The organism is Morganella morganii, from assembly GCF_019243775.1.
Lineage (GTDB): Bacteria > Pseudomonadota > Gammaproteobacteria > Enterobacterales > Enterobacteriaceae > Morganella > Morganella morganii.
Genome location: NZ_CP069157.1, coordinates 220,566 through 245,417 on the forward strand (window position 1 = coordinate 220,566; position 24,852 = coordinate 245,417).

Annotated in this window: 19 protein-coding genes and 3 tRNA genes; 17 read left to right on the forward strand and 5 right to left on the reverse strand. The window is 52.9% G+C overall.

The genetic code is table 11. The annotated features are described in order from the left end of the window. The first annotated feature begins 15 nt into the window (after positions 1–15). From recQ to yigL, 3 genes are read left to right on the forward strand one after another with little or no spacing between them, the layout of a single operon-like run. Positions 16–1,842: an ATP-dependent DNA helicase RecQ gene (gene recQ, locus JL661_RS01080; RefSeq protein WP_015422321.1), complete on the forward strand. Its 1,827-nt coding sequence runs from the start codon at positions 16–18 to the stop codon at positions 1,840–1,842. Between the two features lie 11 nt (positions 1,843–1,853). After that, entirely contained in the window at positions 1,854–2,855 is a 1,002-nt protein-coding gene (pldB, locus tag JL661_RS01085; RefSeq protein WP_004234454.1) for a lysophospholipase L2, read from the forward strand. A 21-nt stretch (positions 2,856–2,876) separates the two neighbouring features. Next, positions 2,877–3,680, forward strand: a complete 804-nt coding sequence (gene yigL, locus JL661_RS01090) for a sugar/pyridoxal phosphate phosphatase YigL (protein ID WP_004241342.1) — start codon at positions 2,877–2,879, stop codon at positions 3,678–3,680. A 72-nt stretch (positions 3,681–3,752) separates the two neighbouring features. Here the strand turns inward: yigL and JL661_RS01095 are convergent, their stop codons facing one another. After that, positions 3,753–5,063: an SLC5/6 family protein gene (locus JL661_RS01095; protein ID WP_004234458.1), complete on the reverse strand. Its 1,311-nt coding sequence runs from the start codon at positions 5,061–5,063 to the stop codon at positions 3,753–3,755. 482 nt (positions 5,064–5,545) lie between these two features. Between JL661_RS01095 and JL661_RS01100 the strand changes: the two genes are divergently transcribed. Beyond that, positions 5,546–5,719, forward strand: a complete 174-nt coding sequence (locus JL661_RS01100) for a DUF3761 domain-containing protein (RefSeq protein ID WP_004241344.1) — start codon at positions 5,546–5,548, stop codon at positions 5,717–5,719. 2 nt (positions 5,720–5,721) lie between these two features. Here JL661_RS01100 and mscM read toward each other — a convergent pair whose 3' ends face one another. The 3 genes from mscM to rsgA all read right to left on the reverse strand — a co-directional run bounded on the left by mscM (position 5,722) and on the right by rsgA (position 11,171). Next, positions 5,722–9,084, reverse strand: a complete 3,363-nt coding sequence (gene mscM / locus JL661_RS01105) for a miniconductance mechanosensitive channel MscM (protein WP_062772149.1) — start codon at positions 9,082–9,084, stop codon at positions 5,722–5,724. 12 nt (positions 9,085–9,096) lie between these two features. Continuing rightward, positions 9,097–10,032, reverse strand: a complete 936-nt coding sequence (gene asd, locus JL661_RS01110; RefSeq protein WP_015422318.1) for an archaetidylserine decarboxylase — start codon at positions 10,030–10,032, stop codon at positions 9,097–9,099. 89 nt (positions 10,033–10,121) lie between these two features. Beyond that, on the reverse strand, positions 10,122–11,171 hold the full coding sequence (gene rsgA / locus JL661_RS01115; RefSeq protein ID WP_004234465.1) for a small ribosomal subunit biogenesis GTPase RsgA: 1,050 nt from the start codon (positions 11,169–11,171) through the stop codon (positions 10,122–10,124). Between the two features lie 164 nt (positions 11,172–11,335). Between rsgA and orn the strand changes: the two genes are divergently transcribed. The 4 genes from orn to JL661_RS01135 all read left to right on the forward strand — a co-directional run bounded on the left by orn (position 11,336) and on the right by JL661_RS01135 (position 12,392). Next, positions 11,336–11,881, forward strand: a complete 546-nt coding sequence (orn, locus tag JL661_RS01120; RefSeq protein ID WP_004234467.1) for an oligoribonuclease — start codon at positions 11,336–11,338, stop codon at positions 11,879–11,881. A gap of 214 nt (positions 11,882–12,095) precedes the next feature. Then, positions 12,096–12,171 (forward strand) — tRNA-Gly (locus tag JL661_RS01125). 36 nt (positions 12,172–12,207) lie between these two features. Next, positions 12,208–12,283: transfer RNA gene (locus JL661_RS01130), tRNA-Gly, on the forward strand. 33 nt (positions 12,284–12,316) lie between these two features. Next, a tRNA-Gly gene (locus JL661_RS01135) sits at positions 12,317–12,392 on the forward strand. Positions 12,393–13,086: 694 nt separating this feature from the next. Here the strand turns inward: JL661_RS01135 and queG are convergent. Then, positions 13,087–14,244, reverse strand: coding sequence for a tRNA epoxyqueuosine(34) reductase QueG (queG, locus tag JL661_RS01140; protein ID WP_062772147.1), 1,158 nt, complete (start codon positions 14,242–14,244; stop codon positions 13,087–13,089). Between the two features lie 193 nt (positions 14,245–14,437). On the opposite strand from queG, the gene tsaE reads away from it, so the two are divergent. The 9 genes from tsaE to JL661_RS01185 all read left to right on the forward strand — a co-directional run bounded on the left by tsaE (position 14,438) and on the right by JL661_RS01185 (position 24,734). Then, a complete protein-coding gene (tsaE, locus tag JL661_RS01145; protein ID WP_004234473.1) occupies positions 14,438–14,902 on the forward strand; it encodes a tRNA (adenosine(37)-N6)-threonylcarbamoyltransferase complex ATPase subunit type 1 TsaE in 465 nt (154 codons plus the stop codon). A gap of 13 nt (positions 14,903–14,915) precedes the next feature. Continuing rightward, positions 14,916–16,223: an N-acetylmuramoyl-L-alanine amidase gene (locus tag JL661_RS01150; protein ID WP_080737666.1), complete on the forward strand. Its 1,308-nt coding sequence runs from the start codon at positions 14,916–14,918 to the stop codon at positions 16,221–16,223. A 19-nt stretch (positions 16,224–16,242) separates the two neighbouring features. Continuing rightward, positions 16,243–18,141, forward strand: coding sequence for a DNA mismatch repair endonuclease MutL (gene mutL, locus JL661_RS01155; protein WP_004241360.1), 1,899 nt, complete (start codon positions 16,243–16,245; stop codon positions 18,139–18,141). Further along, positions 18,134–19,072, forward strand: a complete 939-nt coding sequence (miaA, locus tag JL661_RS01160) for a tRNA (adenosine(37)-N6)-dimethylallyltransferase MiaA (RefSeq protein ID WP_049247011.1) — start codon at positions 18,134–18,136, stop codon at positions 19,070–19,072. Before mutL ends, miaA begins: the two co-directional genes overlap by 8 nt. A 107-nt stretch (positions 19,073–19,179) precedes the next feature. Beyond that, positions 19,180–19,485: an RNA chaperone Hfq gene (gene hfq, locus JL661_RS01165; protein ID WP_004241361.1), complete on the forward strand. Its 306-nt coding sequence runs from the start codon at positions 19,180–19,182 to the stop codon at positions 19,483–19,485. Between the two features lie 98 nt (positions 19,486–19,583). Then, complete coding sequence (hflX, locus tag JL661_RS01170) at positions 19,584–20,864, forward strand: ribosome rescue GTPase HflX (RefSeq protein WP_004234480.1); 1,281 nt, start codon at positions 19,584–19,586, stop codon at positions 20,862–20,864. Positions 20,865–20,950: 86 nt separating this feature from the next. Next, entirely contained in the window at positions 20,951–22,228 is a 1,278-nt protein-coding gene (hflK, locus tag JL661_RS01175) for an FtsH protease activity modulator HflK (protein WP_004234483.1), read from the forward strand. 2 nt (positions 22,229–22,230) lie between these two features. Continuing rightward, entirely contained in the window at positions 22,231–23,244 is a 1,014-nt protein-coding gene (hflC, locus tag JL661_RS01180; RefSeq protein ID WP_004234484.1) for a protease modulator HflC, read from the forward strand. A 191-nt stretch (positions 23,245–23,435) separates the two neighbouring features. Beyond that, complete coding sequence (locus JL661_RS01185) at positions 23,436–24,734, forward strand: adenylosuccinate synthase (RefSeq protein WP_004241362.1); 1,299 nt, start codon at positions 23,436–23,438, stop codon at positions 24,732–24,734. Positions 24,735–24,852: the final 118 nt, after the last annotated feature.

Here is a 24,852-nt window from a genome sequence, read left to right on the forward strand (position 1 = left end):
CACCTGAGGAGCTGCGTGTCTACCGCTGAAGTCATCAATACCCTGCCCGACGCTGACGCTATCCTGCGCCAGGTCTTTGGTTATCAGCAATTCCGTGCCGGACAGTCCGATATTATCGATACCGTGACCGGCGGACGCGATTGTCTGGTGGTCATGCCGACGGGCGGCGGGAAATCACTGTGTTATCAGATTCCGGCACTGATGCTGCCGGGGCTGACAGTGGTGGTGTCACCGCTGATTTCCCTGATGAAAGATCAGGTCGATCAGCTGCGCCTGCTCGGGGTGGAAGCCGGTTATCTGAATTCGGCACAGACCGCGCAGGAACAGCAGAAGGTACTGGAAGGGTGTCACAATAACCGCATCAAACTGCTGTATGTGGCACCGGAACGCCTGCTGATGAGCAGTTTTATCCGCCAGTTACAGCAGTGGCAGCCGTCGCTGCTGGCGGTGGATGAAGCGCACTGTATCTCTCAGTGGGGACACGATTTCCGGCCGGAATACTGCGCGATAGGCGAGCTTCGCCAGCATCTGCCGGGTGTGCCGGTGATTGCCCTGACGGCCACCGCCGATAATACCACCCGTTCTGATATCTGCTCGCGGCTGCGCCTCAGTGACCCGCTGATCCACATCAGCAGCTTTGACCGCCCGAATATCCGCTACACGCTGGTGGAAAAATATAAAGCGTTTGATCAGCTGTGGATGTTTGTCCGTGGTCAGAAAGGCCAGTGCGGTATTATTTACTGTAACAGCCGTAATAAAGTGGAAGATGTCGCCGCCCGTCTGCAAAAGCGCGGACTGAGTGTCGCGGCGTATCATGCCGGCCTGGATAATTCACAGCGTGAATGGGTCCAGGATGCTTTCCTCAAGGACAACTTACAGGTCGTGGTCGCCACGGTGGCATTCGGGATGGGGATTAACAAATCCAACGTCCGTTTTGTCGCGCACTTTGATATCCCGCGCAATATTGAGTCCTATTATCAGGAAACCGGCCGTGCAGGACGTGACGGGGTCAGTGCGGAAGCGGTTCTGTTTTATGACCCGGCGGATATGGCGTGGCTGCGCCGTTGTCTGGATGAAAAACCGGCCGGGCCGCAGAAAGATATCGAACAGCACAAGCTGAATGCCATGGGCGCGTTTGCCCAGGCACAGACCTGCCGCCGTCTGGTATTGCTCAATTACTTCGGTGAGAACCGCCAGACACCGTGCGGTAACTGCGATATCTGCCTGGATCCGCCGAAACAGTATGACGGGCTGGTTGAGGCACAGCAGGCGCTGTCCTGCATCTACCGCGCCGGGCAGCGTTTTGGTCTGGGGTATATTGTGGATGTGCTGCGCGGCTCGAATAATCAGCGGATCCGTGAATACGGACACGACAAACTCGCGGTTTACGGTATAGGCAAAGATAAAAGCCAGGAACACTGGGTCAGTGTGCTGCGCCAGTTGATCCACTTAGGGCTGATAACGCAAAACATCGCCAATTATTCTGCGTTACAATTAACCGAATCCGCCCGTCCGGTTCTGCGCGGCGAAGTACCGCTGCAACTCGCGGTGCCGAGGATCCAGAATATCAAACCGCGTCAGACTGCCCGCAGCTACGGCGGTAATTACGACAAAAAACTGTTCGCGAAATTGCGCAAGCTGCGCAAATCCATTGCGGATGAGGAAAATATCCCGCCGTTTGTGGTGTTTAACGATGCCACACTCATTGAAATGGCGGAACAATGCCCGGTCAGGGCAAATGATTTACTCTTGATAAATGGCGTCGGAGAGCGGAAACTGGAACGATTCGGCGATGCATTTATGGCCCTTATCCGCGAGCATCTCACCGGATTTGATGACTAAAGGAGCACCCTATGCTGCCACCGGATACCCTGAAAGCAAGCTGGCTGGAACGCGAAGCGGAGTATTCCGCCTTTGTGAACGGCCCGTTACTTGATTTCTGGAGCAACCGGGATGAGCGGACATTTCAGGGCACGGATGATGTCACTATCCGCTATGTGCAGTTTACCGATCCTGCGCATGACAAAGTGCTGGTGATCAGCTCCGGACGCAGCGAAAGCTACGTCAAATATCCGGAAGTTCTGTACGATTTTTTCCACCTCGGTTTTGATGTCTTTATTATGGATCACCGGGGGCAGGGGCTTTCCGGGCGGATGCTGGATGATCCGCAAAAAGGCCATGTCGAGCGTTTTGACGACTATATTGATGATTTTTCTCAGTTCACCAACATCGCGCTGGCGGAGAAAAATTACGCTTACCGCTATGCACTGGCGCACTCGATGGGCGGTGCGATACTGGGCGGTTATCTGTTGCGCGAGCCGGACACCTTCCGTGCCGCGGTATTATGTGCCCCGATGTTCGGTATCAATTTACCGATGCCGATGTGGCTGGCGAATATGATTGTGAACCGGGCTGATAAACGGCCGTCGGAACGCAATGAGTATGCGGTATCAACCGGGAAGTGGCAGCCGTTGCCGTTTTTAATCAACATGCTGACCCACAGTTACCCGCGGTACCGGCGTTACCTGCGCTGTTATGCTGACTATCCTGCTTTACGTCTCGGCGGACCCACGTATCACTGGTTACGCGAAAGCATTGATATCGGACAAAAGATAATTGCGCAGGCGGGAGAGATAAACACCCCGCTGATGGTGCTGATGGCATCAGAGGATAAGGTGGTGGACAATCGGGAGTTGCTGGCTTTCTGCGAAAAGCGCCGTAAAGCCCGGACAGGACAAGAAGAAGAACATATGCCTCTGACGTTTGAGGGAGCTTATCACGAGATCCTGTTCGAAGAAGACGCGTTGCGCGCTGTCGCGCTCAATGCGATTTGTCATTTTTTCGGACTCCACTAATCAATTTTCAGGAATTTGCATATGTATCATGTGGTTGCTTCAGATTTAGACGGAACGTTATTATCACCTGCCCACAGTTTGACCCCCTACACCAAGGAAACCCTCCGCCTGCTGACCATCAATAAAGGCGTGCATTTTGTTTTTGCCACCGGCCGCCATCATGTGGATGTGGCGCAGATCCGTGATGCACTGGGAATTGACGCGTTTATGATCACCTCCAACGGCGCGCGGGTACACAACACCAAAGGTGAGCTGGTATTCAGTCATGATGTGGATCCGGATGTGGTCCGCGAGCTGTGCCTGATGGAGTTTGATAACCCGGATATCCTCACCAACTATTACCGGGGTGACGGCTGGATGATCAACCGGGAAAGCCCGGAACAGAAAGAGTTTTTCCAGGAATCTGTTTTTATGTATGAGCTGTTTGACCGTAATGATTTTCCGGTTGATCAGGTCTGCAAAGTCTACTTTACCTGTGACGATCACGAGAAACTTGTCGCGCTGGAAGCCAAAATCCGCGTGCGTTTCGGCAATAAAGTGAATGTCAGTTTCTCTCTGCGCAGCTGTCTGGAAGTGATGGCCGGAGGTGTCTCTAAAGGTGAGGCGCTGCAGCAGGTCGCGGAATCACTGGGCTACCGCCTGAATGACTGCATTGCTTTCGGTGACGGTATGAATGACCGCGAAATGCTGGAAATGGCCGGAAAAGGCTGCATTATGGCGGGAGCACATCAGCGCCTGAAAGATATTCTGCCGGAAATGGAAGTGATTGGCTCTAATGCGGATGATGCGGTTGCTCATTATCTGCGCCGGTTATATCAGCAGTAATTTTTATATTCAGATCAACAAAAAAGCCGCCGGAAAATAAATCCGGCGGCTTTTTTGTTTCTGGGAGTATTATCAGGAAAATGCCAGGAACGGCGACACACAGAGCAGCATCCCGGTAAAAATAATCAGATACAGGGAGATGCCTTTATATTTATGCAGCATCGGGACTTTATAAACCAGATAAGCCGGAATCAGACAACCGACCATCCCGAAAATCGGACTGCATATTGAGGTAAAGCTCAGTACCGGTGCGTTGAGAATAATGGCGCCCCAGGCCAGCAGCACCGCAAATACCATAATGCCGTATTTCACCAGGGTTTCATTAATCCGCTCCGCAGGCATCATGCGCTGCAGAATATTCATCACAATCCCTTGCGTGGCTTCGCGGAACCCGAGATATACCCCGAAGAACGCCGTCATAACCGCAAAAATATTCAGCATTACGCTGACCACAGTTACCCAGCCGCCGGGGAAGAATTTAGCGGCGATTGCCAGTGCGGAAATATTCTGCTGATAAGCTTTAACCGCCTCGTCATGACCCATTGCCAGGGTAAAGGAAACGGCATAGAAAAAGACGGTACAGAACAGGATAATAAAGGCGATATTCATTGCCCGCAGGGCTTTAAAGCGGGCCACTTCCCGGTTCACATTCTGATTGCGGAATGAAATGACCATCGGGCTGAGAGTCTGAATAAACAGAATGGATGTCAGGGTAAACGGCAGTGTAATAACCGCTTCTTTAATTAAACGGCCAACCGGCGGCAGTGAGCCGATATTATACAGGTGCCACATGCCCACCATCGATATACCGAGTGCGGCGACAATAAACAGCTTGGTCAGCACCATAAAACTGGATAATTTAAATAACAGCTTTTCGCCGCGTGAAGAGATAGCGACCAGCAGGCAAATCAGAATTAATCCGTACCACGGACTGTCGGATAATAATCCTTCTGTCACACCGAAAGTCTGGAAATAAGACGCACTGTCATTTGTGATGGCAGTGGAATAAACAAACATCCAGATCACCAGCATAATAAAATACAGCGCTCCGAGTAATATCCCCCAGTTTTTACCGAGATAACCGGTAATCACACTCGGATAGTCTTTACATTCCGGGGATTCCGCGAGCGTGTTAATAAATAACCGCTGGAACAGATACATGGCCGGATAGCCGATAACGGAGGATAGCAGGAAAACCCATAACCCCATCAGACCGACCTGAACCGGTAAGAAAACAATACCGGCGCCGATAGCCATCCCGATGCTCATAATAACCCAGCCGGCGTCGGTACCATCAAATTTGGTCGCTGCACGCCACTGCTCTTCACTCATTCCGGAATTTTCCGCTGCGGAACGTGTCGTATTTATCGCCATAAATAACATCCTTAATGTTTAAATCTTAAACAATGTTGTTCTTAACGGGTGCGATTTAAACAACGTATTATGTAATAACGTTTTGTTATCAGCAGGCTTATTTTTTAATATCTTTATCATAAAGGATGTAAATCAGAAAAAATAATGCTTTTTAGAGAGAGGTAAAGTGATATCAGGAGAAAAATTTTCTCCCGGACAGCAATAATCATGATTAAACGTGGTATGAAGCAAACGGCGCAATCATTAATATTGCTTATCAGGTATAAATTTACGTGAAGAAGTGATTTTATAAAAAATGAGAGCTCTGTGGCATACGTGATACTGACCCCGGAAATGAACAAAGCGTGAGCTGTTCCTGTAGTATCCGGGGGGCGGTTCTGTTATATAAAAACGATTACGGATAAACAAGGATGTAATATGACGAAGATATTCCGGATGATTTGAATCAGAAGTATGGTCAATAATAAATACTGACTATCAGGAAATATCAGGTGAAAAAAATAGTATTGCTTGTGTGCTTTACCTTTTCGGTCAGTGCATTCGGTTATATTACTTATGACCCGAACGATCCGAATATAAAAGCCGTGTGCAGAGACGGCTCTTATTCTACCTCAAAAGGACGCGGCACCTGTTCACATCACGGCGGAGTGGATCACTATCTGTGATATCACAATCCGCCGGATTTCCGCATCGGGTTACGGCCCGACAGATTTTTTGTGCCGCTGCGCAGAATATTTCCCACCATATCCACACGCGCCTCAAATGGCGGGAACGGCAGGATGATATTGTTTTCCGCGAAGCTGCGCAGGATATTCTGATGGATCTCATGACGCGCCGGCAGGCGGTGTCCCATTTCAGCGGCGTAGGCGCGCAGTTCGAAAATCTGAATACCCTGTTGTAAATCAACCAGATAAGCTTCCGGATTTGGCGTGTCCAGAATCATTGCCGAGTCCTGTGCCGCCATCAGCAGCAGAATAGTGACCTGCTCCGGATTGGCTTCCGCCGGGACCGGGATGGTCAGGACGATACGGGTGACGGTATCTGAGAGTGACCAGTTGATAAACTGCTCGGTAATAAAGGCTTTGTTCGGGACGATAATCTCTTTGCGGTCCCAGTCTGTCAGCGTGGTGGCGCGGGTGTTGATGCGCGTGATGCTGCCGGTCAGGTCACGGATGGTGACGGTATCGCCGATACGGATCGGTTTTTCGAACAGGATCATCAGGCCGGAAACAATGTTGGCGAAAATCTCCTGTAAACCAAAGCCCAGCCCGACACCCATTGCAGTGACAAACCACTGCATTTTCGACCATTCAATGCCGATCAGCGAGAAGCCGACAATCCCGCCGACCAGGGTAATACTGTATTTGGTCAGCGTGGTAATCGCGTAACCGGTACCCGGAGTCAGATCGAGATGCTGTAACAGCGCCAGTTCCAGCAATGCGGGAAGGTTCCGCACCAGCTGCGTGGTGATGATAATCACCAGAATGGCGACAAAGACAGAGCCGAGCGTAATCGGCTGGAGGGTATCCACACCGTTGATACTGCTGCTGACATCCCAGAGCCGGATATTTTCCAGGAAGGAGAAGGCGGTGTGCAGTTCAGACCAGAGCAGAATACAGGATACCAGGGCAATCATGGTCAGAATCGAACGGACCAGCCCGACTGACTGCGCACTGATGGTATCGAGGTCAATGACCTGCTCTTCAATATCAATCACACCTTCCGCGCTGTTGGCATTACTGTTGACGCTGCTGTCATCATCACTTTTTGCCCGTTGTGCCAGGATTTCAGCACGGCGCTGTTTGGCACGTTCAAAGGCGATACGGCGGCGCTGGATCAGCATCCAGCGGGTGATAATGTTGTAGACCACCAGCAGCATAAACCAGATGGCGACCGAGGTTTCCAGGCGGCCGAGCAGTGCCTGTGAAGTCGCGAGATAGCCGAGCAGAGCGGCAATCGCCGCCACTACCGGTGCCAGCAGGAGCAGCCACCACATTCCTTTGCTGACGGCATTGTCGCCGCTGCCGTGGCGGTCAAGATAGAGCGGAACTCCCGCACGGCGCAGGCTGCTGGTAATGATAAATAGCGCGGCACACAGCAGCAGGAAGCAGAGACGGCCGAGTGTCGGGGCAAACTCCCGGTCATTGAAGTATTCAAAGGTGGTCATTGCCATCATCAGCGGCACAATGACAAAAATGGAAAGCTGATAGAAACGCATTGCCCGTTTAACGCGGGCTTCCGGCCAGCGGAACTGTGCGATAAACAGCCCGTTAGGCCGGGCAAAGGTTGCGCAGAACATAAACAGCCACAGCACCGGTGTGGTGGCGCTGACACCGTCACCGATCGCTTTTGCCATCGGGTACTGCCAGGCATTCTGTAACCCGTAGCCGATAGCGGACCACAGTACCGGCAGCGGCAGAGAGACAAGCACAGACCAGAACAGCGTGCGCAGTGTGATGGAAAAGCGATCCAGTGTTACTTTACCGATACGCTGACTGGTTCTGTCCAGAAATGCCTGATAGTGACGGCGGTAGTTCAGGCCGAAAATCGCCAGCAGCAGGGTGCCGATGATATAGAGCGAAATCTCTTTGTTCTGCCACGAGAACATAGTTTTAAATGCACCGCCGAGCTGCGCTAGGGTATCCAGGGACAGCAGCTTGGTCAGGCTGGTCAGTATCTCAATCGGGTAATTGAGGTAAACCGGTGTGGCATCCGCCACCCAGAACAGATAGCGGTGGGTGTCGTCGCGGACTTCAATCAGCACATCACTAAGCTGACTGGTGGTCACTTTGAGCTTGGTCAGCTCCAGAATTTCAGTATCGTAACCGGAGAGCAGGGAGCCGAGCAGCTCTTTGCGGTTCTGAATCAGCTGCTGATAGAGGGAAGCCTGATCCGGCGGGAGGGAGGCTGTTTGTGACGTATCCGGTTCATTATTATTACCGGACAGGGCATCGAGCATATTTTCATATTTCAGACGCTCAACACGCAGGTCGGTAATCTCTTTATCCAGCTGCTGCGGTTTCGGCATGTCCGGCAGGCGGCTGAGCTGTGCCCGCAGGGCTTCCCCCAGTGCGGTTGAGCCGTTCAGCCACTGTGCCTGCTCCTGAATGGTGCCGAGTACCTGACGCGCTTTCTGGATATCGGTTGCCGCCTGGCGCTGCATCTCTCCGATATCACTCATGTGCGCGGCCTGATCATTCAGCACCTGCGACAGTTCGCGGTTAATATCAATCTGTTCTTTCAGGTACGGCGGTAAATCACCGGCCTGTTCGGCCAGCAGTTCGGTGCGTTCCAGCGCCAGTTCCGCTTTCTGCTGACGTTTGCCGTTGAGCACACTGCGCAACTGCTGAAGTTCGAGATCCAGCCGCTGATAGCGTTTACGCAGCAGTTCAAGGCGGATGCGGGTCAGTTCCTGGCGGTTATTGGCAGATAGCTGAGCCAGTTCCAGCTCATTGACCGTTGCCTTGCGTGCCTGCACTTCTGCGGCGGCCAGCGTGGCCTGAGCTTCGGCAAGCGGGGTCAGCGGGGTTGCGAGTCCCTGCTGGCGGGAGGTGGCTTCATTCAGGAGACGGCGGGCTTCGGACTGCTGCTGGGGCAGGAGGGTCAGAGAATCGCTGATTTCGCGGTTTTTGTCCTGCTCCTGCTGTAACAGCCGTCCCTGCTCCAGTAACTGTCCGCTGAGCTGGATAGCCTGCTGCTCAAGGTCGCTGATAGGGCGGGTGGTCAGAATTTTGGCCGGGGAATCACTCTCTTCCAGCAGTTGCTGGCGTAATGCCCTGACCAGCTTCGGGAAGTTATCGATGGTGTCCTGATAGCTTTGTGCGCGTTCATCCGCAGCTTTGCTGTCTGTCAGCCAGTTCAGGGTCGCCTGTAACGCCTGAGCCATCTCAATATCTTTCGGATCTTTGCTGCTCTCAATCCGCTTCAGTTCCTGGCGGATCTGCGGCTCGTTAATATCCGATGCCGCATATACCGCTGTCAGCGGGGAGAAAAGAAAAACCGCCAGTAAAAATGAGATAATCAGGCGCACAGGGGAGAGTCCTCAGTTAGTGGCAGCGGCGTCTGGTTGTGACGGGCATGCAGGGCTTTCTTCCGCGCAGGCGGCATCATCCGCCGTAATGCGGGTGGCCAGCAGTTCACCCATACGGGTGGAAACGCCGTTTGCCAGTGCACTGTTCAGTGCCACTGTATCCGCCGGGAACAGGTTGATCACGGTGGAGCCGAGCTTAAAGCGGCCCATCTCTTCGCCTTTTTTCAGGTTTACCGCACAGACGCTGTCGTGTGCCGGATAAGTCCAGCGGCGGACAATCCCTTCACGCGGCGGGGTGACCATACCGCACCAGACGGTTTCCATACTGCCGACAATCGTGGCGCCCACCAGAATCTGCACCATCGGGCCGAAATCCGTGTCAAATACACAGATCAGACGCTCGTTACGGGCGAACAGGTTCGGGACATTGGCGGCGGTCAGCGGGTTAACGGAGAACAGGTCGCCCGGGACATAGATCATTTCACGCAGATGGCCGTCACACGGCATATGCACGCGGTGGTAATCACGCGGAGATAAGTAAGTGGTTACAAACTGCCCGTTGCGGAACAGATCCGCCAGCTGCCAGTTTCCGGCGAGCAGGGCTTCCAGGGTGTAGTTATGCCCTTTGGCCTGTAAAATCTGATCGTCACGGATAAGCCCCAGCTGACTGATGGTGCCGTCTGCCGGCAGTGCCAGGGTTTCGCTGCCCTGTACGATCGGGCGGACTTCCTCTTTCAGTGCGCGGATAAAAAACTCATTGAAGGTACTGTAAGCGATAAACTCGCTCTCTTTCGCTTCCTGCATATCCACTTTGTAGGCTTTGGCGAATGCTTTGATCACCAGCTGTGTCAGCCAGCCAAGTTTTTTGTTGGCAAAGCGGCCTGCCAGCTGAGTAAGACACTGTTTAGGCAGCAAATATTGTAATTTTATTTTAAGAGTATCCAGCACATCGACCTCTGGTATTGTTTGTTATCTGCCGGTTTTTCCGGCGAATTCTGAACAAAAGGGGGCTATTGTACCTGTGCTTATTGCGCTTGTCAGTCTTCACCGGCCGTAAAATTACGGCGTGGTTTCACCTGTGCCATACTTTCCAGAATACGGTGATAATTTTCAAAGCGTTCCGCACTGATTTCGCCGTTCTCCACAGCTTCGCGCAGCGCACAGCCCGGGTCATCCCCGTGTTTGCAGTCACGGAATTTACAGCCGCCGAGATAATCGCGGAATTCCGTATATCCCTGAGTGACCTGTTCCGGTGTCAGGTGCCACAACCCGAATTCACGCACTCCCGGTGAGTCGATCACATCCCCGCCGTGCGGGAAATGATACAGCCGTGAGGCGGTGGTGGTGTGCTGACCCAGCCCGGAAACATCAGAAACGTTATTGACCAGGATATCCGCGTTTTCCGGCAGCAATGTATTGAGTAGGCTGGATTTTCCGACACCGGATTGTCCGGCGAAGATGGAAATCCGTCCGGCAAGTGCTGCCGTCAGTGCATCAATCCCCTCGTTGGTGTAGCCGGATACTTCCAGCACACGGTATCCGATATTACGATAGATATTCATTAAATCATTGACCTGGTCGCGGCTTTCGTCATTCAGCAGGTCAATTTTGTTGAGCACAATCAGTGGTTCCACACCGAGTGTTTCGCAGGCGACCAGATAGCGGTCAATAATATTGAGTGATAATTCCGGTAAAATCGCGGAAACAATCACGATCTGGTTGATATTGGCGGCGATCGGTTTAATACCGTCATAAAAATCAGGACGGGTCAGTACCGATTCACGTTCATGCACTGCCTCAACAATCCCGTTAACACGGCCTTCTTCGTTATTCTGCAACGCAGCACGCCAGACCACGCGGTCACCGGTGACCAGTGATTTGATAGTGCGGCGCAGGTTGCAGCGCTGTACCGAGCCGTCTGCGGCTTCAATATCCGCATGCTGCCCGAAACGGCTGATTACCTGTCCTTCCTGAGCCTCACCGAACAGGCTGTCCTCAGGCTCCGGGCGGTTCTCTTTGCGCAGTTTGCGCTGCTGGTTTGCCTGAACACGCCGTACCTGACCTTTGGAAAGTTTTTGTTTAGCCAACGAAACCTCGTCTGTTTTGACACCACGTAAAGAAGAAAGTGCCCGCCGGGGTGACTCGCGGCAGGGCGGATTACGCGCTATGATACACCATTCATTTTACCCGTCATCATTCAATCCGTGTGAACAAAAAACAGGCGGATACTCAGGTAACTATAGGATACAACATGGCAAAAAGTGAACAGAACCTTATCTGGATCGATCTGGAAATGACCGGACTTGACCCGGAACGTGACCGGATTATCGAAATCGCCACCATTGTGACAGATGCAAACCTGAATATTCTGGCGGAAGGCCCGGTTCTGGCGGTACACCAGTCTGATGAACAATTAGGTCTGATGGATGACTGGAATGTCCGCACACACGGCGCCAGCGGGTTAACTGAACGTGTCCGCGCCAGCACGTATTCCGACGCACAGGCAGAGCAGGCCACTATCGCGTTCCTGGAGCAGTGGGTGCCGCAGGGCGCTTCTCCTATCTGCGGTAACAGTGTCGGCCAGGATCGCCGTTTTCTGTTCCGTTATATGCCGGCGCTTGAGCAATATTTTCACTACCGTTACCTGGATGTCAGCACCCTGAAAGAGCTGGCCCGCCGCTGGAAACCGGAAGTGCTGGACGGCTTCACCAAGAAAAACACCCACCAGGCGCTGGATGATATCCGCGAGTCAATCGCGGAACTGGCTTACTACCGCGAAACCTTTATCCGCCTGTGATAAAAAACGGTGGCTGATTTTCAGCCGCCGGTCGGTTAATATTAGTTCAGGTTGCGTGTTTTATAGCATATTTGCCGGTTTTATCGGCATCTGAACAAAAAAATTCATTTTTTCGTGCCGGAGGGCTTGCCAGAAAATGAATTTTTCGTATAATGCGCTCCCCGTACCGAGATAGATTTTCAATCGAAAGCGGTGCGGGCAAATTGCAAAATATGCGGGAATAGCTCAGTTGGTAGAGCACGACCTTGCCAAGGTCGGGGTCGCGAGTTCGAGTCTCGTTTCCCGCTCCAATTTTGCAGATTGTCAGGTAATATACCGGTTGTGACGCGGGAATAGCTCAGTTGGTAGAGCACGACCTTGCCAAGGTCGGGGTCGCGAGTTCGAGTCTCGTTTCCCGCTCCAATTTTCAGATAGTCAGGTATATACCGTTGTGATGCGGGAATAGCTCAGTTGGTAGAGCACGACCTTGCCAAGGTCGGGGTCGCGAGTTCGAGTCTCGTTTCCCGCTCCAATCTTTTTCTTCTCTTCAGTCCCCCCGAGCATTATTTTCTGAATAAAATCCTTTGCGTGATTTCTGTTACCGGTTCTGCCGGGAAAACTGCTGTGCGGTGCAAATAATCATCAGTCACAGTTATCCGCAGCACAAAACCGTCCACACTGAACTTTTGCTGATAATTTAATCTGTTAGATGCTTTTTTTTTGTAAATACGGGGAAAAGTCTTGCTAATCCCGGCGTGGTGAAATAGAATTTGCGCCCTCTCTGACGAAGGGCAGATGAACGATCACCAGCGGTGATTATTCAGACAGTGAAAGATTACCACCGGCACTTTCTGCACTATCTTTATGTCAGTTTCTGCTTTTCATCACCTTTCATGGGGTGATTAAGTCAAACAGGGGCAATTTTTTTGTCCGGATGTCATTTTTTATCCACAGCGCTGCGGGGCATGTTATTCACATCCCGGGGGTTCTGACACACTTTTCTGCACAGAGTTATCCACAGGCCGGTTTTGTCGGCTGAATCACAGAATTTCGCGAAATACCGAACGACGGTATATTTAATATATTGATATTTATATGTTAATTTAATTTATGTGAATTGTGTGACGGCTCTCTTGTATTTTTTCTTCACATTGATAGGCAAGGTCTTTTTATATTATTCACAACACTGAATATTGTGGATAACTTAACGGGATTATGAGGCGGGATCAGGCGTCGCGCGGCAAACCTTTGGAAATGGCGCGGATAAGACGTTTTTGCTGTGAAGTCTGTATTTCGATACGTGATTCATCTCTCTTGGCATACTGGCGGGCAACCGCCCAGAGGATATGCTCATCAAGCCAGTCAGCCAGTCCGGTTTTTTCTGTCAGTGCAATAATAATTTTATCTTCATACGGCGCGTTGCCGAGAGCGACACTGATATTTCTCAGCCAGCGCAGATACCCGATGCGCCGGATAGCCGAACCTTCTGTCACCCGCAGGAAGGTGGCTTCATCCCAGGCGAATAAATCCAGCAGTTCCGGGGTGTGCAGACGCTTGCGCGGCGAGAAATCCGCCTCGTCTGTCAGTTGTGAAAAACGGTTCCACGGGCAGATAAGCTGGCAGTCATCACAGCCGTAAATGCGGTTTCCCATCAGCGGGCGGAATTCTTCGGGGATAGCGCCCTCCAGCTCAATGGTGAGGTAGGAGATACAGCGGCGCGCATCGACAGTATAAGGCGCGACAATCGCCTGAGTCGGGCAGGTGGTCATGCAGGCGACACAGCGGCCGCATTGTTCTTCAACCGGGATATCAATCGGCAGCGGCAGGTTGATCAGCAGCTCGCCGAGGAAAAACCAGGAGCCTGCTTCACGGTTTAAAATAAGTGAATGCTTACCAACCCAACCAAGGCCCGCTTTAGCTGCCAGTGGGCGTTCCAGTACCGGTGCTGAGTCAACAAACGGGCGGTAGCTGAGGGTATTTCCCAGAGCCAGTTCATCACACTCAGCCTGAATCCGCTCTCCCAGCTGCTTCAGGCGCTGGCGCAGAAGCTTGTGATAATCACGCCCCAGCGCATAACGGCTGATATAACCCTGCTCCGGGTTTTGCAGTACGGCAGCAAAGGACGCTTTGGCGGGCAGGTAGTTCATCCGCACACTGATCACCCGCAGCGTGCCCGGCAGCAGTTCATGCGGGCGCGCGCGCATCATGCCGTGGCGTGCCATCCAGTCCATCTCTCCCTGATAGCCTGCATCCAGCCACGCCTGTAACTTCGGCTCTTCCGCGCTGAGATCTGTATCGCAGATACCGACCTGCTGAAAGCCGAGTTCGCGTCCCCATTGTTTGATCCGGGCGGCGAGCTGGTGTAAATCAGGGTGAGTGTTCATTGGTGAGTGTTTACTTACATTGCAGGTGTGATGGTGAATGGTGCGGAGTTTATCACAGACCGTCCGGCACAAAAACTGCGCATTATTGTCGTTTTTTCGCACGCCGTTATGCAGGTATGTCACCGGAATGTGGTATGTTTAACGGATTACACGCTCAATTATTTCAATAAAATAACCTGTGACGACAACGAGAATGAAAGAACGTCTGTTTACGCTGGCAGATGAAGCTGCCACTGTCGCGCTCGGCCGTGCACTGGCACAGCAGAGTCAGCGCGGATTTGTCCTGCATCTTTTCGGCGATCTGGGGGCCGGAAAAACCACCTTCAGCCGCGGCTTTCTTCAGGCGCTGGGGCATCCCGGCCATGTGAAAAGCCCGACTTACACCCTGGTCGAGCCCTATGAGCTCTCACCACGTCCGGTCTATCATTTTGACCTGTACCGCCTGGCGGATCCGGAAGAACTGGAATTTATGGGGATCCGCGATTACTTCGGGGAAAACACCGTCTGTCTGGTTGAATGGCCGCAAAAAGGGGCCGGTTTTCTGCCGGATGCAGATTTGGAATTGCACTTACGGTATGATGGTGAAGGACGGGAAGCCCGTTTTACCGCCCGTTCCCCTTATGGTGAAGAACTCCTGGATAAGTTAGCGGAGATGTGAGGAATTACCGATAATGAATGCATATCTGACACGGAAATCTGATGTGGCTGCCGTTTCATGGCTGACGGCGCTGTTTTTCTGCGTGAGCCTGCTGTTAAGTGCAGCCGGGCACGCTGCGTCCCTGACGGGCATCAATGTGAACAACAACGGTTCGCAGGGCACATTACAGCTCAGTTTTGATGGCAAACCGCAATATAAACTGTTTCCGCTGCATGACCCGGAGCGTCTGGTGATCGACATCCGTCAGCCGCAGAAAATTACCGGTCTGCCGATCAATCTGAATAACGGGCTGATTAAAGTGGTCAGAGAGAGCCGTGCGCCGGATGCTCAGCATCAGCGTATCGTGCTGGAACTGGCGGATAAAAACAGTTTCCGCGATGCTGCGGATAACAGCGGCCTGACCATCACGCTGACCGGCAAAAACAGTTATAGCGCAGCCCCGGTGGCTGCCGCACAACCGGTCACCACCACAAGCGGCAAACCGCTGCGCATGAACAGCGGCAGTGCTGCTCCGGCGGCAGCGGCTCCGGCAGCAACCACTCCGGCTGCCGTACCGGCACAGGCAAAAATCCCGGTGGTACCGACAGGTAAACTGCCGAAAAACAGCCGTCAGGTCGTGGTGGCGATTGATGCCGGACACGGCGGGAAAGACCCGGGCGCTATCGGCCAGAACGGCCTGAAAGAGAAAAACGTCACTATCAGTATCGCCCGCAAGCTGGAAAAGCGTCTGAAAGATGACCCGATGTTCAAACCGGTACTGACCCGTGACGGCGATTATTTTATCTCGGTGGCCGGACGCTCCGAAGTGGCGCGTAAATTCGGCTCCAACATGCTGGTGTCCATCCACGCAGATTCCGCACCAAACCGTACCGCGACCGGTTCGTCAGTCTGGGTGCTTTCCAACCGGCGGGCAAACAACGAATTAGGTAACTGGCTGGAACAGAGCGAGAAACAATCCGAACTGCTCGGCGGTGCCGGTGATGCACTGGCAAACGGTGCGGATCCGTATCTCAGCCAGGCGGTACTGGATTTGCAGTTCGGTAACTCCCAGCGTGTCGGTTATGCCGTGGCGCAGGACGTGATCCGTCAGCTGCGCCAGATAGGTAAAGTCCACAAAGGCACGCCGGAGCATGCGAGCCTCGGGGTGCTGCGTTCACCGGATATTCCGTCCATTCTGGTGGAAACCGGCTTTATCAGTAACAGCACTGAAGAACAGCTGTTAGGATCTGACACTTACCAGGAGCAGGTCGCTGCCGCGATCCACGGCGGGTTACGCGCATACTTTACCGCGAACCCGTTACAGGCAGCGCCGTCCAAATAACAGGAGAACGGGGGCAATTATGGCGATCCGGATTTTACCGCCGCAGCTGGCAAACCAGATAGCCGCAGGCGAAGTGGTTGAGCGCCCGGCATCGGTGGTGAAAGAACTGGTGGAAAACAGCCTGGACGCCGGTGCCACCCGTATCGATATTGATATTGAGCGCGGCGGCGAAAAGCTTATCCGCATCCGTGACAACGGCTGCGGTATTGCCAAAGACGAGCTGGCGCTGGCGCTGGCCCGTCACGCCACCAGTAAAATCGCCACACTCGATGATCTCGAAGCCATCATGAGCATGGGGTTCCGGGGTGAAGCGCTCGCCAGTATCAGCTCCGTATCACGCCTGACCTTTACCTCCCGCACCCGTGACCAGAACGAAGCCTGGCAGGCATATGCCGAAGGGCGCGAAATGGCGGTGACGCTGAAACCGGCGGCACATCCGGCGGGCAGTACGGTGGAAGTGCTGGATCTCTTTTTCAATACTCCGGCGCGGCGCAAATTCCTGCGTACTGAAAAAACCGAATTCGGCCACATTGATGAAGTGGTGCGGCGTATCGCGCTGTCCCGTTTTGATGTGGCCATTAATCTCACCCACAACGGTAAACTGATGCGCCAGTACCGTCCGGTTAAAGCGGAAGATCAGCAGGAGCGCCGGCTCGGGGCTATCTGCGGTACTGCGTTTATGCAGCAGGCGCTGGCGGTAACCTGGTCTCACGAAGAGCTGGAGATCCGCGGCTGGGTGGCTTCACCGGCAGAATACAACGGCCCGGCGGATTTACAGTATTGCTATGTTAATGGGCGGATGATGCGCGACCGCCTGATCAACCACGCCATCCGCCAGGCCTATGAAGACCGGCTGAGCGGCGATCAGCAGCCTGCCTATGTCCTTTACCTGACTATTGACCCGCGTCAGGTGGATGTGAATGTCCATCCGGCCAAGCACGAAGTGCGTTTTCATCAGGCGCGGCTGGTGCATGACTTTATTTATCAGGCGGTGCTCAGTGTGCTGAAACAGCATGAGCAGCCGGTCTCTCTGTTTCAACCTGATCCGTCTGCACCGCAGACACAGCATGTGCCGGAAAACCGTGCGGCAGCCGGTAAAAATATCTTTGAGCGTGAGGAAGCACTCACACCGCCGCCGCACCGGGAAACCACTGGGGGCGGCGCGTCTCACAGCGGCCACAGCAGCGGAAAACCGGCATATTCTGCGGATAAACCCGTTTACAGCCCGAAAGAAGCCGGAATATATCAGTCACTGATGCAGACACCGGCAGAAACCCGGCCGCAGCTGTTTCCGGAAAAAAGCACTTTTCTGTCAGAAAACCGGATCAGCGCCGCAAGTGAGCCGGTGACGGAAAAAAGTGAGCGTGTAAGTTTTGGTAAAATCCTTACGCTTTATCCGCCGTGTTATGCGTTAATTGAGACAGATGCAGGTATTGCGCTGTTTTCCCTCAGCAAAGCATCACATTATCTGCGTTGTCAGCAACTGATCCCGGGAGAGCAGGGACTGAAATCCCAGCCGCTGATGATCCCGCTTCAGATGGCATTAAACGCACAGGAGTGTGAGACATTTACGCAGTTTGCCGGGGTATTGCGTACTTTCGGTATAGAAGGCTCAGTTTCCCGTGGAAAAGCGACGATTCGTACGGTATCGTTACCGCTTCGTCAGCAAAATTTACCGCATCTTATCCCTGAATTACTGCGTTTCCTGGCTGATAACCCGGAGGGGGATGAGAAAGCCATTGCGTCGCGGCTGGCAGAGATGCTGGTCAGTGAACCGGCGGCTCAGAGCAAAGCCCAGGCAGTGCAGCTGCTGGCCGATGTGGAGCGGCTGTGCCCGCAACTGGTGCGCAGACCGCCGGCAGATTTATTGCAATTAATTGATTTAACTGAGGTCGTTGCAGCATTACGTCATGAGTGAACAGAATCATCATAAACCCGCAGCCCTGTTTCTGATGGGGCCGACGGCTTCAGGAAAAACCGCGCTGGCGATTGAACTTCGTCAGCACCTGCCGGTGGAAATCATCAGTGTGGATTCCGCACTGATTTATAAGGGGATGGATATCGGGACCGCAAAACCCGATGCTGCCGAACTGGCACTTGCCCCGCACCGGCTGATTGATATTCTCGACCCGTCAGTGGCCTATTCCGCCGCCGATTTCCGCCGTGATGCGCTGGCGGCAATGCATGAGATAACCGCGCAGGGAAAAATTCCGCTGCTGGTCGGCGGAACCATGATGTATTTCAAAGCATTGCTGGAAGGATTATCGCCGCTGCCGTCCGCTGACCCGGAAATCCGGGCACAGATTGAGACGCGGGCGGCACAGGAAGGCTGGCAGGTTCTTCATGATGAACTGAGCCGGATTGACCCGGTCGCCGGGACGCGGATCCACCCGAATGATCCGCAGCGGCTCAGCCGGGCACTGGAGGTATACTATATCTCCGGCAAAACAATGACAGAACTGACGGAAACTGCAGGGGAGAATTTGCCCTTTAATGCTTATCAGTTTGCCATTGCACCGGCAGATCGTAAAATATTGCATCAGCGAATTGAAATGCGTTTTCAGATGATGCTGAAGGCCGGTTTTGAGGACGAAGTCCGTGCGCTGTATCAGCGCGGGGATCTTCATCCGGATTTGCCGTCGATCCGTTGTGTCGGCTACCGCCAGATGTGGTCATATCTGGCAGGAGAAATCAGTTATGATGACATGGTGTATCGGGGCATTTGCGCCACCCGTCAGCTTGCCAAGCGGCAGATGACGTGGTTGCGGGGTTGGGAAGGTGTTCAGTGGCTCGACAGTGAACAGCCTGAACAATCTCTTAAAGCCGTTATGCAGGTTCTTCGTGCATAGCGCCGTTGATTGTGTACAATTAACGGGTTACGAAAGTTTTTGAGTAGTTATTTTTCGAACCCAGCTTGGGTTTCATTTAAAAAACAACAAAATAAGGAAAATACAGAATGGCTAAGGGGCAATCTTTGCAAGATCCGTTCCTGAACGCATTACGTCGCGAAAGGGTTCCGGTTTCTATTTATCTGGTCAACGGTATTAAATTACAGGGTCAGATCGAATCATTCGACCAGTTTGTTATTCTGCTGAAAAACACGGTCAGCCAAATGGTTTACAAACACGCGATCTCTACCGTCGTACCTTCCCGTCCGGTTTCTCACCACAGCGGTGGCGCAAACCCGGGGACCGGCGGCAGCAATTACCACCAGTCAGCCGGTAACGGTGGTGCGCAACAGGATACTGATGGCGCTGAATAAGTCAGTGTGCAGTTATCAATCGCGGAAAAACATAGGTAGGGAGACTTTACCTGTGTTTTTTCCTGCGTGTTTTTCACTCAGCCTGAGAGGTTCTGCCGTTGTTTGACAGGTATGAAGGCGGTGAACGGGCCGTACTGGTCCACATATTTTTCTCACAGGATAAGAACACTGATGATCTCAGTGAATTTGAATCCCTTGTGACATCCGCGGGAGTGACACCTGTTCAGATAGTCACCGGCAGCCGCAGCGCCCCGCACCCGAAATATTTTGCGGGTGAAGGTAAAGCGGAAGAGATTGCCGATGCTGTCACCGAAAGTGAAGCCGATGTGGTGCTCTTTAACCATGCCTTAAGTCCGGCGCAGGAACGCAACCTCGAGCGTTTGTGCCAGTGCAGGGTGGTTGACAGAACCGGGGTTATCCTCGATATCTTCGCCCAGCGGGCACGGACACATGAAGGTAAATTACAGGTGGAACTGGCGCAGTTACGCCATCTTTCCACGCGTCTGGTCCGCGGCTGGACGCACCTTGAACGTCAGAAAGGCGGGATTGGTCTGCGGGGGCCGGGTGAGACTCAGCTTGAGTCCGACCGCCGGATGCTGCGGGATAAAATCAAACAGATTTCAGGGCGTCTCGAAAAAGTGGAACGCCAGCGCGGACAAGGCCGTCAGGCGCGCAGTAAAGCGGATATTCCGACGGTGTCTCTGGTCGGTTACACCAACGCCGGGAAATCCAGTCTGTTTAATCACATAACTGATGCGAAAGTCTATGCTGCGGATCAGTTATTTGCGACACTCGATCCGACCCTGCGGCGGATTGATGTCGATGATGTCGGCACGGTGGTGCTGGCGGATACGGTCGGGTTTATCCGTCATCTGCCGCATGATCTGGTGGCGGCATTTAAAGCCACGCTGCAGGAAACCCGCGAAGCGACACTACTGCTTCATGTGGTCGATGCGGCGGATAACCGTGTGGATGAAAATATTCATGCGGTTAATGCAGTTCTGGAAGAGATTGATGCACATGAAATTCCGGTTCTGATAGTGATGAATAAAATCGATATGCTGGACGATTTCGAACCGCGTATCGACAGAAATGAGGATAACCTGCCGGTCAGGGTCTGGCTTTCAGCACAGACCGGAGCAGGGATCCCGTTGTTGTTCCGGGCACTGACGGAACGCCTTTCCGGTGAGATCGCACACCTGGAATTGTGTCTGCCTCCGTCGGAGGGTCGTCTGCGCAGCCGTTTTTATCAGCTTCAGGCGATTGAACGCGAGTGGCTTGATGATGACGGCCGGATTTGCCTTGAAATCAGGCTGCCCATTGTTGACTGGCGCCGCCTCTGCAAGCAGGAACAACAGTTAGCCGATTACGTTATCTGATTATCAGCGGCGTAATATATTAATTGAGAGCGCGTTTTTGTGCTCTTAGCCCTGAAAAACCGATCATAAAAGAGTGGAGCGAAGGCATGGCGTGGAATCAGCCCGGTAATAACGGACAGGACCGCGACCCGTGGGGGAGCAGCAATAAAGGCGGCAACTCCGACGGTAACAAAGGCGGCCGGAACCGTGGGGCATCTGATCTCGACGATCTGTTCCGGAAAATGAGCAGAAAACTCGGTGGTCTGGGTGGCGGTAAAGGCGGAAACAATAACGGGCAGTCCGGTGGGAACAATCGTCCTCCGGTACAGTTCGCGGGCGGACGTATTATCAGTCTCGCTATTGCCGCCGTTGTTGTTGTCTGGGCCGCAACCGGCTTCTATACGATTAAAGAAACGGAGCGCGGCGTGGTTACGCGTTTCGGTAAATTCAGTCATGTGGTTCAGCCGGGTCTGAACTGGAGACCGACCTTTATTGATCGCGTTACTGCGGTCGATGTGGCGACCGTCCAGGATCTGGCCACCAACGGTATGATGCTGACCGCTGACGAGAACGTGGTCCGCGTTAACATGAACGTGCAGTTCCAGGTAGTGAACCCGGAAGATTACCTCTTCAGCGTCACTAACCCGAACAACAGTCTGCGTCAGGCGATGGACAGCGCGGTGCGCGGGGTTATCGGTAAGTTCACCATGGAGAAAATCCTGACGGCGAACCGTACCGTGGTCCGTAACGAAACCCAGAAAGTCCTCGAAGAGACAATCAAGCCTTATAAAATGGGGATAGCGATTGTCGATGTCAACTTCCAGGAAGCGCGTCCGCCGGCTGAAGTTCAGGCTTCATTCGATGACGTGATTGCCGCGCGTGAAAACGAACAGCAGTCCATCCGTGAAGCGGAAGCTTACTCGAACGAAGTTCTGCCGCTGGCAAAAGGTAATGCGCAAAGTATGATCGAAAGCGCACAGGCGTATAAAGCCAGTATCGTGCTGAAAGCGCGCGGTGAAGTGGCCAGCTTCTCGAAAATGCTGCCGGAATACCGTGCGGCACCGGATATCACCCGTGAACGTCTGTACATTGAGACAATGGAACGTGTGCTGAGCAATACCCGTAAAGTGATTGCCAATGATAAAAGCAACAGCATGATGGTGCTGCCGCTGGATCAGATTATGCGTGAGCAGAGAGCCGCCTCTCAGGCTGCACCGGCGAAAGCTGCTGCCACACCATCATCCGCACCGGCAACACAGGCACCTGCAGGCCGTCAGGCACAAAACAGCAGCCAGAATCCGAATGTACCCGCTGAATACAACAACACGTATGATCTCAGCAGTTCGGGTATCCGTGGTAACACTGAACGCACAGGGAGACAATAATCATGCGTAAGTATTTAGCCGTTATTGTTATTCTGGTTTTAGGCGTTCTGTATGCGTCTGTCTTTACCGTTCAGCAGACCGAGCGTGGTATTGTGCTGCGCTTTGGCAAAGTTCTGCGTGATGCGGATAACAAACCGATTGTGTATGAGCCGGGTCTGCATCTGAAAGTGCCGTTTATTGAAACAGTGAAAATGTTGCCTGCCCGTATCCAGACACTGGATATCCAGGCTGACCGTTTCCTGACAAACGAAAACAAAGACCTGATCGTCGATTCCTACCTTAAATGGCGGATTAGTGATTTCAGCCTGTATTATCTCGCAACAAACAGCGGTAATATTAATCAGGCTGAAAACCTGCTGAAACGTAAATTCAGTGACCGTCTGCGTTCTGAGTTCGGTCGTCTGAGCGTGAAAGAGATTGTGACGGATTCCCGCGGTACATTAACGACGGAAGTCAAAAATGCACTGAACGAAGGGAGCTCCGGTAACGATCCGCAGGCAACTGATGCTGATAACGCTATTGCCGATGCGGCAGCGCGTGTTCAGGAAGAAACCAAAGGCGCACAGCCGCAGGTGAATCCGAACAGTATGGCGGCGTTAGGTATCGAAGTGGTGGACGTCCGTATCAAGCAGATCAACCTGCCGGCGGAAGTCTCCGAAGCTATCTTCCAGCGTATGCGTGCAGAACGTGAAGCAGTGGCGCGTCGTCACCGCTCACAGGGTCTGGAAGAAGCCATGAAGATTCGTGCGGTGGCAGATAAAACCCGTACTGAAATCCTGGCCGAAGCGGAGCGCCAGTCACTCTCCCTGCGTGGTGCGGGTGATGCGGAAGCCGCTAAACTGTTTGCGGATGCATTCAGTCAGGATCCGGATTTCTATGCGTTTATCCGAAGCCTGCGTGCTTATGAGCAAAGCTTCAAACCCGATGGCAACGACATTATGGTGTTAAGCCCGGATACGGATTTCTTCCGTTACATGAAGGCACCGACATCATTGCGTCCGGCTTCAGGCCAGTAAGTCCGGTAACTGCATAACCGGTACTGAAAAATCGTCAGCATGCTGATGGTCGCACTCTGATGAAGAAAGCCCGCTTAGGCGGGCTTTATTATGGACATTGATCAGGTGACTTTCATAAAGTGGATAAAAAGTGCTGAAAGGGCGGTCATGAGATGCTAGAATCCTTTTTTAAGCAACCAGGTAAAAACGAAATGGGTAAGAACGTTGTCGTATTGGGCACCCAATGGGGTGACGAGGGCAAGGGCAAAATCGTCGACTTGCTGACTGAACGGGCTAAGTATGTTGTTCGTTATCAAGGTGGCCACAACGCGGGTCACACTCTGGTTATCAACGGTGAGAAAACCGTCCTGCATTTAATTCCGTCAGGTATTCTCCGCGAAAACGTCGTCAGCATCATTGCTAACGGTGTTGTACTCGCACCCGATGCACTGCTGAAAGAAATGACTGCACTGGAAGAGCGTGGTGTTCCGGTGCGCGAACGTCTGCTGATTTCTGAAGCATGTCCGCTGATCCTCCCTTATCATGTTGCGCTGGATAATGCCCGTGAGAAAGCACGCGGCGCGAAAGCTATCGGCACAACAGGGCGCGGTATCGGGCCTGCATACGAAGATAAAGTTGCCCGTCGCGGTCTGCGCGTGGGTGATCTCTTCGATAAAGAGACCTTCGCTCAGAAACTGAAAGAAATCCTTGAGTATCACAACTTCCAGTTAGTGAACTACTACAAAGAGCCTGCGGTTGACTATCAGAAAACCCTGGACGAAATCATGGCAGTTGCGGATATCCTGACCGGTATGGTTGTGGATGTGTCTGATCTGCTGTACAAAGCCACCGTTAACGGTGAGCTGGTGATGTTTGAAGGCGCGCAGGGTACACTGCTGGATATCGACCACGGTACCTATCCGTATGTGACTTCCTCAAACACCACTGCCGGCGGTGTTGCCACCGGTTCTGGTTTAGGTCCGCGTTATGTGGATTATGTCCTGGGTATCATCAAAGCTTACTCAACCCGCGTGGGTGCCGGTCCGTTCCCGACCGAACTGTTTGATGAAACCGGTGAATACCTGCGTACCAAAGGCCAGGAGTTCGGTGCGACCACCGGACGCAGCCGCCGTTGCGGCTGGCTGGACATCATTGCTATCCGCCGCGCTGTGCAGATCAACTCCCTGTCAGGGTTCTGCATGACCAAGCTGGATGTGCTGGATGGTCTGAAAGAAGTGAAAGTGTGTGTCGGTTACCGTTTACCGAATGGTGAAATCATCGAAACCACACCACTGGCTGCGGATAACTGGGAAGGCATCGAGCCTATCTATGAAGTCATGCCGGGCTGGACTGAAACCACATTCGGGGCGAAGAGCCGCGAAGAACTGCCTCAGGCAGCACTGGATTACATCCGCCGCATTGAAGAACTGACAGGCGTTCCTGTTGATATTATTTCAACCGGTCCGGATCGTTCTGAAACGATGATCCTGCGCGACCCGTTCGACGCATAAGATCGTTCAGGTGATACCAGTCAGGGCCGGGCATGTTTGTCCGGCCTTTTGTTTTCTGACGCCGGGGGTTCTGGCTATGTGATGACAGGAAATCCGGCGTTTTTAACGACAAATTTTG